General features: G+C 30.4%; 14 protein-coding genes and 1 other annotated feature. All 14 genes read right to left on the reverse strand.

Annotated elements, in window-relative coordinates; all coding sequences use genetic code 11:
* Positions 1–54: 54 nt before the first annotated feature.
* The 14 genes from ileS to murG all read right to left on the reverse strand — a co-directional run bounded on the left by ileS (position 55) and on the right by murG (position 13485).
* Positions 55–2784, reverse strand: a complete 2730-nt coding sequence (gene ileS, locus ABGT36_RS10070; protein ID WP_346677810.1) for an isoleucine--tRNA ligase — start codon at positions 2782–2784, stop codon at positions 55–57.
* A gap of 46 nt (positions 2785–2830) precedes the next feature.
* Positions 2831–3038 (reverse strand) — a binding site (T-box leader).
* Positions 3010–3465 carry a DivIVA domain-containing protein gene (locus ABGT36_RS10075; RefSeq protein ID WP_087370878.1) on the reverse strand — a complete coding sequence of 152 codons (456 nt, stop codon included), beginning with the start codon at positions 3463–3465 and terminating at the stop codon, positions 3010–3012. Its footprint overlaps the feature before it by 29 nt.
* A 12-nt stretch (positions 3466–3477) precedes the next feature.
* Positions 3478–4236: an RNA-binding protein gene (locus tag ABGT36_RS10080; RefSeq protein WP_296883177.1), complete on the reverse strand. Its 759-nt coding sequence runs from the start codon at positions 4234–4236 to the stop codon at positions 3478–3480.
* A gap of 31 nt (positions 4237–4267) precedes the next feature.
* Entirely contained in the window at positions 4268–4699 is a 432-nt protein-coding gene (gene sepF / locus ABGT36_RS10085; RefSeq protein ID WP_087299458.1) for a cell division protein SepF, read from the reverse strand.
* Between the two features lie 100 nt (positions 4700–4799).
* The gene (locus tag ABGT36_RS10090) at positions 4800–5039 is read right to left on the reverse strand and encodes a YlmC/YmxH family sporulation protein (RefSeq protein WP_087299456.1); all 240 of its coding nucleotides are present in this window, start codon (positions 5037–5039) and stop codon (positions 4800–4802) included.
* A 24-nt stretch (positions 5040–5063) separates the two neighbouring features.
* Positions 5064–5840, reverse strand: a complete 777-nt coding sequence (locus ABGT36_RS10095) for a SigB/SigF/SigG family RNA polymerase sigma factor (protein ID WP_296883180.1) — start codon at positions 5838–5840, stop codon at positions 5064–5066.
* Between the two features lie 48 nt (positions 5841–5888).
* Positions 5889–6584 carry an RNA polymerase sporulation sigma factor SigE gene (gene sigE / locus ABGT36_RS10100; protein WP_087299452.1) on the reverse strand — a complete coding sequence of 232 codons (696 nt, stop codon included), beginning with the start codon at positions 6582–6584 and terminating at the stop codon, positions 5889–5891.
* Positions 6584–7321 (reverse strand): sigma-E processing peptidase SpoIIGA, encoded by a 738-nt coding sequence (locus ABGT36_RS10105; RefSeq protein WP_300081703.1) that lies wholly within the window; start codon positions 7319–7321, stop codon positions 6584–6586. Before ABGT36_RS10105 ends, sigE begins: the two co-directional genes overlap by 1 nt.
* A 102-nt stretch (positions 7322–7423) precedes the next feature.
* The gene (gene proC / locus ABGT36_RS10110) at positions 7424–8200 is read right to left on the reverse strand and encodes a pyrroline-5-carboxylate reductase (RefSeq protein WP_346677813.1); all 777 of its coding nucleotides are present in this window, start codon (positions 8198–8200) and stop codon (positions 7424–7426) included.
* 45 nt (positions 8201–8245) lie between these two features.
* Positions 8246–9346, reverse strand: coding sequence for a cell division protein FtsZ (gene ftsZ, locus ABGT36_RS10115; RefSeq protein ID WP_087299446.1), 1101 nt, complete (start codon positions 9344–9346; stop codon positions 8246–8248).
* Between the two features lie 24 nt (positions 9347–9370).
* Entirely contained in the window at positions 9371–10630 is a 1260-nt protein-coding gene (gene ftsA / locus ABGT36_RS10120; protein WP_296883187.1) for a cell division protein FtsA, read from the reverse strand.
* An 86-nt stretch (positions 10631–10716) separates the two neighbouring features.
* Entirely contained in the window at positions 10717–11481 is a 765-nt protein-coding gene (locus tag ABGT36_RS10125; RefSeq protein WP_346677816.1) for an FtsQ-type POTRA domain-containing protein, read from the reverse strand.
* A 3-nt stretch (positions 11482–11484) separates the two neighbouring features.
* Positions 11485–12399: a UDP-N-acetylmuramate dehydrogenase gene (murB, locus tag ABGT36_RS10130; RefSeq protein WP_087299441.1), complete on the reverse strand. Its 915-nt coding sequence runs from the start codon at positions 12397–12399 to the stop codon at positions 11485–11487.
* 9 nt (positions 12400–12408) lie between these two features.
* Positions 12409–13485, reverse strand: coding sequence for an undecaprenyldiphospho-muramoylpentapeptide beta-N-acetylglucosaminyltransferase (gene murG, locus ABGT36_RS10135; RefSeq protein WP_346677818.1), 1077 nt, complete (start codon positions 13483–13485; stop codon positions 12409–12411).
* Between the last annotated feature and the right edge of the window lie 22 nt (positions 13486–13507).

Consider the following 13507-nt stretch of genomic DNA (forward strand, 5'->3'; position numbering starts at 1 on the left):
TTAAAACGCACTAAACCCCAAGTTGTAATATACAGCTTGGGGTATTTTATCTAATTAACCATTAATTACATCATGACAACGATGGCATAATTCGCCTTCCATTTCATCTTCATCAAAGTAATTCCAGCAACGTGGACATTGATGTCCATTGAATTTTTCTGCTTTAATATAAGCACTATCAAATTCTTCTAAAGTAGTATCTTCTACTAAATTAACTTTAGCAACAATAAATAATTGTTTTAAATCATCAACTAATTTTTCCATATCTTTATAATCATCTTTTAAAGAAATAGTTACTTTAGCTTCCATATTAGATTTAATTACTTTATCATTACGTAATTGTTCTAATGCTTTTAAAACATCTTTACGTAAATCTAAGAAACGTTTAAAGTATTCTTTTAAGCTTTCGCTATCTTCTAATTCAATTTTTTGATAAGCTGGTTCTAAGAATACTGATTCTGCTTTATTTTCATCACAATGGAAATGATCATGTAATTCTTCAGCAGTAAATACTAATACTGGTGAAATTAATTTCATCATGATTTTAGCGTGATAATATAATACCGTTTGAACTTGACGTCTTCTTAAACTATCAGCTTTTTCGATATAAAGAATATCTTTAGTAAAGTCCATATAGAATGAACTTAATAAGTTAGTGAAATAATTTAAGATCAATTGGTTTGCTTCTGCAAAATCAAAGTTTTCATAAGCATTATTATAACCATCAATTAAATCATTTAACTCTGCTAACATATAGCGATCTACTGGTGCTAAATCTTTAATAGCTACTAAATCATTTTCTTTAAAATCATTTAAATTTCCAAGAACGAAACGCATTGTATTTCTAATTTTACGATAGTTTTCAGAAATTTGTTTCATAATATCATTACTAATTCTAACATCTTGTTGATAAGCAACAGAAGTTGCCCAAAGTCTAACGATATCAGCACCAAATTGATTAACTAATTTAATTGGATCAACAGTATTACCTAATGATTTAGACATCTTGTTTCCTTTACCATCTAAAACAAATCCATGAGATAAAACTGTTTTATATGGTGCTTGACCATGAGCAGCCGTACCAACAATTAATGAAGAGTTAAACCAGCCACGATATTGGTCGCTTCCTTCAAAGTATAAATCAACTGGATAACGATAACCACGTTCAATCATACATCCAGTATGACTTGATCCTGAATCAAACCAAACATCCATGATATCTTTTTCTTTTTTGAAAATACCATTTGGTGAATGTTCATTTGTATATCCTGCAGGTAATAAATCTTTTTCATCACGTTCAAACCAGACATTTGAACCATATTTTCTAAATAAATCAGAAATATGTTTAAACACTTTTTCTTCCATGATTGGCGTACCATCTTCACAATAGATAATTGGAATTGGTACACCCCAAGATCTTTGACGAGAAATACACCAGTCACCACGTTCTTTGATCATATTATAAATACGAATATGACCCCATTCATTCAACCAGTTAACTTTATCAATTTCATTTAATAATTTATCTCTAATTTTATCTAATGAACAGAACCATTGATCAGTTGCTCTAAAGATAATTGGTTTTTTAGTTCTCCAGTCATGAGGATAACTATGTTTAATAAATTCAAGTTTTAATAAAACACCTAGTTCATCTAATTTTAAAGTTACTGTTTTATTAGCATCATCAACATATTGTCCTGCTAACCATTCACCGCATTCTTCCATCATGCAGCCATGTTCATCAACATTACAATAAGCTGGTAGACCATATTTTTGACCTACATAAAAGTCGTCAGCCCCAAAACCTGGCGCTGTATGAACGCATCCAGTACCGGCATCAGTTGTAACGTGGTCACCTAAAATAATTAATGATTCACGATCATATAAAGGATGTTGACAAGTAATCATTTCTAATTCACTACCTTTATAGTGTTTGATTACTTTATATTCAGTAATTTCAAATTTTTCCATTAATGAATCAACTAATTCATCTAAAACAATTAATTTACCTTTAGGTGTATCAACAACTGCATAATTGAAATTTTCATTTAAACAGATTGCTAAGTTGGCAGGAATTGTCCATGGTGTAGTTGTCCAGATTACAAAATAAGTATCATTATCTAAAATTCCTTTACCATCTTTAACTTGGAATTTTACATAAATAGTTGGACTTTTAATATCATGGTATTCGATTTCAGCTTCAGCTAATGCTGATTCACTAGATGGTGACCAGTATACTGGTTTTAAACCTTTAAAGATTAATCCATCCATAGCCATTTTAGCAAAAACATCGATTTGATTTGCTTCAAATTCAGGCATTAATGTTAAATATGGATGTTTATAATCTGCAAATGTCCCCATTCTAATTAATTGCTCTTTTTGTTTATCAACTTGCTGATAAGCATATTCTTTACATTTTTCTCTAAAATCAGCAGTTGACATTTCTTTACGATTTACCCCTAATTTTTGAATAGCATTTTCAATTGGTAAACCATGAGTATCCCAGCCTGGAATATATGGTGTATAAATTCCATTCATATTTTTATAACGAACAATTACGTCTTTAATAACTTTGTTCAACATATGTCCCATATGCATATTACCATTGGCATATGGTGGACCATCATGGAAAACAAATTCTTCATTTCCTTTGTTTTGTTCAAGTACTTTTTCATACATGTTTGCTTCTTGCCAACGTTCTACATACTTAGGTTCTTTTTTAGGAAGATTCCCTCGCATTTCAAAATCAGTTTTTGGCATCAATAAAGTGTCTTTGTAATTCATCTCTTTCTTTCCTCCAAATTAAACTAATAAAAAAAGTCCTTTTATACAAAAGGACGAATAAATCGCGGTACCACCTTAATTCGTGTTATCAAACTTAAACACGCACTTGAGATTTTAACGCAATCAACGGCGACCCCTACTAATTTCAAGGCGCTACTCCAGAGTGATCCATTATAATAATAGTTACTGATTTCCACCAGCCATCAGCTCTCTAGAAACATCTTACTATAAACTGTCTCTTTCATCGTATTTATCATTTTCTTCATCTTCGTTAATTAAATTAAAAACTTCAGAATTATCTATTGAATCCAAAATATCCTGAGACATTTTTTGCACTGAAGCTCTAAATCTAATTGCCTGATCTTTGAAATCGCTCATTTCACTTGATAGATTTCGAACATAATCTAATGATTCCTTTAAAATCATATTTGCATTTCGTTTAGCCTTATCAATTAATTCACTAGCTTCTTTTAAAGCCAAACGAGCAATTTCCTCATTAGTCTTTTCAGTTATATTGACACGATGTTGTAACAATGAGTTTTGTTCTTTAACACGATCTAATTCTTCAGTTAAACTAGCAACTTGTCTTTTTAAGTTTTCTATTTGTTTAAGATAATCATCAATCTTATAGTCAACTTCATGAACATTATAACCCATTAATTGCTTTTTAAAATCACTCATCGTATCAACTCCCTACTTATAAAAATACCCCTCAACAACATGATTATTCTGTTTTGTAAGTCGCTTAGTATCGACAAATTTAACCCTTCCATGCCGTCTTAACGATATTATATCACTATTATTACACAAATAATTTATTTCTTCAACTTCTTTATGATTAACTTTTACAAAACCTGAGCGAATATAGCTAACTGCCTTACTTCTAGGTAGACCATATATTGTAGCAACTACTTTATCTAAACGTAATGAAGAGACAATAAATGTTTTCATTACATATTGATGTTCAATGATAATTTTTTCATCACTTAAACTAGTTTTAACTTTACTACGTTTTATTTTGGTCAAATTATCTTTAACATATTCATATATTTTTTGATCCATCGCTACATAAAAATCATCTTGATATTCATAAATGTCACCAAATAGTTCTCTTTTAACCCCTAATGACATCAATGCCCCTAAAATATCACGATGCGTTAATTTACCAAATGATTGGGCATATTTTATCTTTACTAAAGCAATTTCAAAATCTTGATCTTCAATTTCATAAAAGGCTGGGGCAATAATCATTCTTTTCATTTCACTATTATCCATACCGCCAGCTTCTTTGACAATTAAATCTTCATTATTGCCAATTATTGAATAAACAATTGATTGATGATATGGGTTTAAAAATTTAGTTAAGATAAGTCTTTGTTTATATAAAGCTTGATCTCTATATTCCAAAACTTTTTTAACAAAGACTTCTTCACCTTTAAAATGTTCTAACACAACGAAAAAGTATTAGCTAGGCTAATACTTATTACTCATCGGCTTCTTCATCATCTAAATCAATTGTTCCAGAAACCCCAATATTTTTAGGAGTACATAAGAAAATTCTAGGTCCAATTCTTTGGATATCACCTTCAATTGCATAGATGACTCCACTTAAGAAATCGACAACTCGTTTAGACTGCTCTTTTTGCAAGCGATGTAAATTAACTACAGCTGCTTTTCTTAATTTTAAATAATTAGCAATATCTTGAGTTTCTGCAAAAGCTCGAGGCTCAAATAAGATTAATTGACTATCTTTATTAGCATTCAAAGCTTTAATTGCATCACTAGTTTTTGAAAACTTAGCTTGTTCAAACAAACTTGTTTTTGGTTCTGTATCAATTTCTACATCTTCATATTCTTCAACTTCGTCACCGTCTTCGTCAAAAAACCATTTCTTTACTTTTTGTCCGTATCCCATGAAGTATAAACCTCCTTAACTTATTTCTAGTCCATTATAACATAATATTTCATATCATTAAAGGATTATTAAATCAAGTTAAAAACAAAAGGAGCATTTTTTACTGGTCTATTGTAACTAAAATAACATCGCCACCAATACTAACTACACATTCAATGGGAATAACAATACAAGGAGCTTCTTTAAAAAAGCAAAGCAATTTTAAAAAGCTGCTTTTTTCAACAACGATTGCTTGAATTGTTCTAGTACACCAATCAATTTCAATATCACTAATAAACCCAATTTTACAACCATTTACAACATTTACAACATCCTTTGACTGTAGTTTGACAAATCTCATTAAATCACCATTAAAATATATGCATTATTTAAGGTAATTATGTAGATTATTAAGCGCCTTTTTTTCGATTCGAGATACCTGTGCTTGAGAAATAAATAATTCCTTAGCAATTTCACTTTGTGATAACCCCTCAAAATAGCGCTGTTTAATAATCTTATTTTCTTTAGGACTTAAATGATCTATTGCATCATATAAATCAATATTTTGTTTAGTTCTTGATACATCTGTTTTTTCATCTTTTAAAGAATCAATCACTTTTAAATTATTACCATCATCATTTTTTACCTCTTCTTGTAAAGAAGAAATAGTATTAGTAGATAACAAAGCTTCAACAACTTCATTAGGTTTAATTGATAATTCCTTGGCTAGTTCATTAATTGTTGGTTCTCGTTGTAATTTAGCTAAGTATTTATCTTTGATTTTCAATACTTTATAAGCTATATCTCTAATAGAACGAGAAATCTTAATTTGATGGTTATCGCGTAAATATCGTTTCATCTCACCAACGATCAATGGAACAGCATAAGTTGAAAACTGCAGCTGATAACTGGTATTAAAGTTTTCAATCGCTTTTATTAATCCTACGATACCTACTTGAAATAAATCCTCTCCATTATCAACCCGTCCATAGAAACGTTTAGTCATTGATAATACTAATTTCATATTGTCATTTACTAGTTGTTCTTTAATTTTAGGATCTTTAGTCGCTTGATATTTATCTATCAAACGATAAGTTTCTTTAGTTGAAAGTTTTCTTTCTGGTTCATGATAACCATTTAAAATAATTTGAAAATTACTCATATTTGCCTTCTTTCAAACTTATTTTTAGCAAATATGACAAAATTATACTTATTTTATCTCATTATAATTTAATTTATTTCTTAATTTTTTTATAATTTTTTTCTCTAATCTAGAAATATATGACTGTGATATGCCCATCATTTTAGCAACATCTTTTTGTGTTAATTCATCATAATTCATTAAACCATATCTAAACATTAAAATCTCTTTTTCACGCTTTGATAAATCCTTAAACGCTTCATAAAACATTGCTTTTTGATCATTTTGTTCCAATTCATTTTTTACTAAATCTTCATCAGTACCAATGATATCAGATAATAATAATTCATTACCATCATAGTCAATATTTAAAGGCTCATCTAATGAAATTTCATGACGCAGTTTATTATTCTTTCTTAAAAACATTAAAATTTCATTTTCAATACACCTCGATGCATAAGTCGCTAATTTTATATTTTTATCAGGTTTAAATGTGTTGATTGCTTTAACTAAACCTATTGTTCCAATACTAATTAAATCCTCAATACCACCATTTTGACTAGTATCATATCTTTTAGCTACATAAACAACTAGTCGTAAATTATGTTCAATCAATAAATCACGAGCTTTGCTATCACCTTTCATTAATCTTTCCAAAGCTTCTTTTTCTTCTCTCCCTTTTAATGGTGGTGGTAATATATCGTGACGGCCAACATAATAAAGATATTTTGTTTTATTGATTAATTTTAAAATAAATTTAATCATTATAATATTCCCCCCATTAGCACTTTATTTAAAAGACAATCATATTGAATATTAGCAATCATCCCAGCATAAATATCTTGTAACTTTTGATGATTAACCAGCAAATAATCTAATTTAATAACTTCAATTTCATCATTTCTTAAATCATCTAAATTAATAACATCAATTGCCTGATATTCCCCAATTATCTCTTGATTAATCAAAATCAAAGGAAATCCCTGATAATATACTTCATTACCACTATCTAAAAAACCTTTAATCAAATACTTATGATTTTGATACATAATTTCTAAATCATACAAATACTCATTGATCCGTACTTTTCTTTTTAAATAGATAATAAACAATATTTGCATTAAAACAGTAAACATAGCAACGATCAATAAACCAATCGCTCCAGCATCAATCGGTGTTATCAAAATACCATTATAAATAAAAGCATCTTTGATAATTGAACTGCAAAAATAAACTAATGAAAAATAAACAAAAATAAAAACTGGATAATACAAAAAAACCTGTTTGTGGTATAAAAATACAAATATTATGGCCCAGATAAATAAAATCAACCAGCCATAATAATCAAAATACAATAAAAAAATAACACTGCTTAAATAAAAACTATGCTTCAAAACAATTCGATAAGATAATTCTTTATTTAGTAAAATAGCCATCATTTCTACCGCTAATAAAATCAACATGAAATTCACTAAATAAGTCAGTTCGATATATACCTCCATATTTTCACCCCTAACTATCATAGCAAACAAACAAGCAAAAATATGTCAAGAAAGGTGAATATAAAAAACATATAATAACAAAAAAAACGGAGCAATACTCCGTTATTTAGATATTTTAATAGCTTTGATTACTGCATTTCGAAAACCATTTTCTTCTAAAGTTTCAACCCCTTTGATCGTAATACCACCAGGTGAACAAACTTGATCTTTTAAAACACCCGGGTGTAAATTTGTTTCCTGTTGCATCGTTCCAGAACCGATTAATGTTTGACTAGCTAATTGATAAGCCACATCTCTTGGCAGTCCTAAACTAACACCACCATCAGCCATCGCTTCAATAAACATATAGACAAAAGCCGGACCACAACCACTAATGCTGCCACCAGCTTGCATTTGATATGATGGTAATATGGCAATTTGACCAATACTTGAAAACATTTCTTTAGCAAAAGTAAATTCTTCATCACTCAATGAATTTTCTTTTTCTAATAATGTCATTCCTTTTAAAACTAATGCTGGTGTATTAGGCATTACTGTTAAGTGTCTTGAAGATGGCAATAATAATTCATTATAGCGATCATTATTATATCCAGCAACAATTGAAATCATAGCTTTATTATGCAAATTTTCTTTGATTTTATTAATAACACTTTCAACAATATTTGGTTTAACAGCCATAATGACAATGTCTACCTGATTAACTAATTCCTGTTCACTAGTACAACCATAAATACCATAAGTTTTATTAACAGCATCTAATTTAGAATTATCGATATCAAAAGCATAAACCAAGTCACCACTTATAAAACCGCTTTTGATAATTCCTCCAGCTATTGCACTAGCCATATTTCCCATTCCAATAAATCCTATTTTTTTCATCACATTTCCTCCTATTTAAAAAATAAGCTAACGTTTGTTAGCTTATTAGATTCTTCTATTTTTTATAAATGCAGGTGGAAAATCTCCATCTTCATCATCATCTTCTTCATCTTCGTTAAAACGAGCAGATAAAGGCACTACATCTTCATCACTACGTTTTTTTAATACATTGCTACGAGGATCAAATTCATCAACATTATCGTCTTCAAAACCAGTAGCGATAATTGTAACGATGATTTCATCATCTAAGTTTTCATTAATAGCAATTCCTAAATATGTATTAATATCATTTCCCACTTCTTGAGAAATAGTTTCTAATGCGATATTGGCATCAAATAAAGAAATATTTGGTCCACCTGTTACGTTAATAATAGCATCTTTAGCCCCAGCAACAGATACTTCTAATAATGGTGAAGAAATAGCTCGCTTAGCAGCTTCTTTAGCTTTATCATCACCTGAAGACATACCGATACCAATTAAAGCATTACCACGATTTTTCATAACCGCAGAAACATCGGCAAAGTCAAGGTTAATAAATGCTGGTATAGCAATTAAGTCAGTGATTGTTTGAACCCCTTGACGTAATACATTATCAGCTTCTCTAAAAGCTTCCTGCATTGGACGACCACCAATTAATTGTAATAAACGGTCATTAGATACCGTAATAATAGAGTCTACATTAGCACGTAATTCTTCAATTCCGGCAATTGCTTGTTTCTTACGACGCATTCCTTCAAAAGTAAATGGTTTAGTAATAACCCCTACTGTCAAAGCTCCTAATTCACGAGCAATTTTAGCAAATACTGGGGCTGCTCCAGTTCCAGTTCCACCACCCATACCGGCAGCAATAAATACCATGTCAGCACCTTCTAATACTTGACGAATTTCATTTTCAGATTCCAAAGCAGCTTTTTTCCCTTTTTCAGGATCACCACCTGCTCCTAATCCTTTAGTTAAATCACGACCTAATTCAATTTTATTTTCAACTGGTGAACGTCGTAACACTTGTAAATCAGTATTTGCGACATAGAATTCAACACCTTCAACGCCTTCTTCTACCATGCGGTTAACAGCGTTATTTCCGCCACCACCAATACCAATTACTTTAATTCGTGCTACTTGTTCAAATCCTAATTCTTCACTCATGTCAACATTTCCTCTCTTTTTATATTAATCTTCACTAAAAAATGAATCTAATAGTTTAGATACTTTTTTTCCTTGGTTTTTTGGTGCTGATTTTGTTAGTCCTTTAAAGCGAATTGCCATAGTGTTAGAAATATCTGGTAACACTAACGATGGCTTATATGCACCAATAATATTCTTTCTTTCCATTAAATAATATACCATTCCAATGGCACCTACTAATGACATATCTCTAGCCCCAATTGTATCTGGTCGATATAAACGAACCGAACAATCTAAAACCTTACTGGCAATATCATCCAGCATTTCTAATTCGCCACCGCCTCCAACAATTAAAGCTTCATATTTATTAATATCTTCAATAACAGAAATTTTTTCTTTAATTTTATTCATTACTTCATAAGCTGTTTCATTCAACAAGTCAGCAAGATCTTGTTGAGTATAATCACGATTACCATCTTTAGAATATGTAGTATGAATAATATCATTTTGTCCTTTAGTAACATCTAAAGAACCATATTTAACTTTATAAGCTTCTGCCTGATTCATAGATATTTGCATATTTTGAGCTACTTTTCTAGTAAAGTCATAACCACCTACTTGAACAACTGTTAAATATTGCAAATAACCATTTTTATAAAAAGACACTGTTGTTGTCTTATAACCCATGTCTATTAATAAAGCGCCTTCTTGCAAATACACTGCATCAAAGGCTTCATTTGCACAAGCATAAGCATTAATTGTAATATCGAGTACTTCAATACCACATTTTTCTACTACTGAAATATATGGATATAATAATTCTTTACTAGTTGTAATAATTAGTGAATCAACGATTAAATTTCGTGACACTTCACCTAATGGAGCTTCTGTTGTTGCTCCTTTATCACTATGATAGCGAACTGGGATTATTGAAACTACTTCTTCATCTTTAGAACGTTTAAATTTAGAAGATAGTTTTAAAACCCTAACAATATCATCACTAGTAATCTTTGAACCATTTTCTGATAGGCTAATACTACTATCACTTTGATACAATTTTGCTTTTATAGTTGGAATTGTCAAAGCGACACTGGTAATTTTTGTTTCCAGGAATTGTTCCGCTTCTTCAATTAACTTTTTTATATCTTTGGCTAAGATACGATCATCTTCAATGATTCCTTTTTTAACACCGTGACTAGCAACGGTCTTAACAAAAAGGATATTTACATTAATGCTACTTATTTCGGCAACTAAAAACTTCAGCGTTGCACTTCCGATATCTAAAACAGCGTAAATATCTTTCATCACGTATCCCCTTTTCTTTGTATATATACAATATTAGCATAAAACAAGTAATTTTTAAACTCCTTTAAGCGCCCCATAGCAAAAAATTAATTATAAGCATAAACATATTTTCCACAAAAATCATAATATTTTTGATTTGGGAAACGTTCCATGATCAAAGAGTAATTATCATCAGCTAACTGACTAGCCATATCATCATATAAAACATATAAAATCTTACCATCATCCATAATAAATTCACAACGAGTATCTACTAAATTTTCTGGTGCATAATGAACATCAGAAATCTGATTTATTACTTGAGTTGGTAGTTTAGCAAACTCACTAGAAAACTCTTCAAAGCGTTCTTCATCGAAACCACTAATTTGCGGACATCTTTGCACAAAATTTACCAACGAACCAGTTTCATCTTTAATTACTCGTCCAGTTTGACTTATAACATGTAAAACACCGTTGATCGTTGCTTGTCCTATTGGATCTGCTTCAACAACTTTTATTGTTACATCCCCAAAAAGATTTTTAGAAACAGTGGCACTTTTAATTAATGAAGTATCTTCAATTGCTTCTTTAGCCTCACTTAAATCAGCAAAAAAAGTAAAATCTTCATGTACCTTGATTTTAGAAGCAGCGATAATTTCTTCAGTACTTACTTTTTCATTACCAGTAACTGTAATCGTTTGAATCTTACTAAAATCACTAATAAAAAAAGCCACGATTAAAACAACGATCAAGCCTAAAGCTAAAATTCGACGTTTTCTCTTCTTCTTTTTCTCTTGTTTTTTTCGATAATAAGCTTTTACTTGTTCGTGATCATAGTTATTATAAATTATTCGCTGCTTTTGTTTTGCCATAATCTACTCCCAATTAACTAATTCTACTTCGCGTTTTAATCTTACATTAAACTTTTCATAAACTTTATCTTGTACTAGCATAATTAAATCATAAATATCTTTAGCACTAGCATAACCATTGTTTACAATAAAATTTGAATGTTTTGGAGAAACCTGAGCTCCTCCAATTTCATATCCTCTTAAACCACATTCATCGATATATTGCCATGCGGCTTTTTGTTCAGGATTTCTAAACACACTGCCAGCACTAGGCATATTCCATGGCTGTGTTGCCATTCTTCTTTCTTTACGTTTATCTAAAACCGCTTTAATTTCATTTGGATCTTTAGAAGTTAATTCAAACTCCGCTTCTAAAACCACTAATTGACGATTATCTTGACAAATTGAATGACGATATGAAAATTCCATTTGTTCTTTAGTATATGTTACTACTTGATGTTTTTCATTCAACAATGTAACACTTTTAACAACACTAGCTATATCATATTTATAAGCTCCGGCATTCATGTAGATTCCCCCACCAATTGCACCAGGAATTCCACCCATGAATTCAAAACCGCTTAAACCAATCTTAGCAGCCTGATAAGCTAAATTAATCATCAACACCCCAGATTGGGCTTTAACAATACAGCCATTAACACTTATCTTTGTGAAACATTCATTTAAAGAAATAATAATTCCTTCATATTCTTTATCAGAAAATAATAAGTTCGAACCACGGCCGATTACCTTATATTGTACTTGATTTTCATTGCAATATTCAATTGTTTTTATCAAACTTTCAGTATCTTTTACTTTTAAATAAATCCGCGCTGGTCCCCCAACTTTATAAGTAGTATGTTTGTACATCGGTTCATCTTCAATCATTGCCCCGACATCCATAGCTTCTAAGTCCTTTTTTATTTGAGAAAATTCCATTTCTATCTCCTACATTTCTTTAATTAATTGATAAATATCCTGACAAGCATTAGGCTTACCTAATGCCACGGCATTTTTCTTCATACTTTCCTGTAAAATCTGATTATTAATAATCTCATCTACTTTATTTACAAAATCTTTACTATTTAAATTGGCTTCTAAAATCATCATTGCGGCATCATTATCCGCTAACTCACGAGCATTATATTCTTGATGATTAGCCACAACATAAGGGCTAGGAATCAAGATAGAAGGAATACCAACAGCAGTAATTTCTGCTAATGTTGATGCCCCAGCTCTAGAAACAACTAAAGTTGTATTTTTCAACACTGAAGGCATATCATCAATATATGGAACCAGTTTAATGTTGTCATTAAGTTTACCTAACTGTTCTTCCATTTGCTGATAATATGGTTTTCCAGTAACATATAATACTTGATAGTCTTTATTTTCAAAAGCCTTTAGTGATTCTATCATCTTTTCGTTAACTGATTTTGAACCCAAAGAACCCATAACAATTGTTACTAATGGTTTATTAGGATCTAAATCATATTTTTTGAAAATATCTTTTGGTTCAATTTTAGCAATCACACTAGCTCGTGGATTACCTAATTTATATGTCTTTTCTTTAGGAAAAGATTCATATGCTTTATCATAACAACATACAATTCGATCAACATTTTTTACTAAGATCTTATTCGTTAAACCGATAATTGAATTTTGTTCATGAATCATCGTTTTATAACCTAGTCTTGCAGCTGCTTCAACGATGCTGGCACTAGGATAACCACCAAAACCAATTACAATATCTGGTTTAAAGTTTTTAACTATTTTTTTAGCAGAAAAAATTGATTTTACAAAAATCAATGCTGCAATACCTTTCTTGATTGGATTACCAACTAATCCCCTTACATTTAACCCAATATAATCATATCCCATTTGAGGGACTACTTCAGATTCTAAACGATCTTTTGTCCCCACAAATAAAAACTGACTATCTGGTTCTACTTCTTTTATATATTCAACTAAAGCTAAAGCAGGATATAAATGACCTCCTGTTCCTCCAGCTCCAACGATTACTCTCATCTTCTCACCTCTAGTAGTAGTA

Origin of the sequence: Erysipelatoclostridium sp. An173 (genome assembly GCF_963931465.1) — a bacterium.
In the GTDB taxonomy this organism is placed as follows: Bacteria; Bacillota_I; Bacilli_A; order Erysipelotrichales; family Coprobacillaceae; genus Thomasclavelia; species Thomasclavelia merdavium.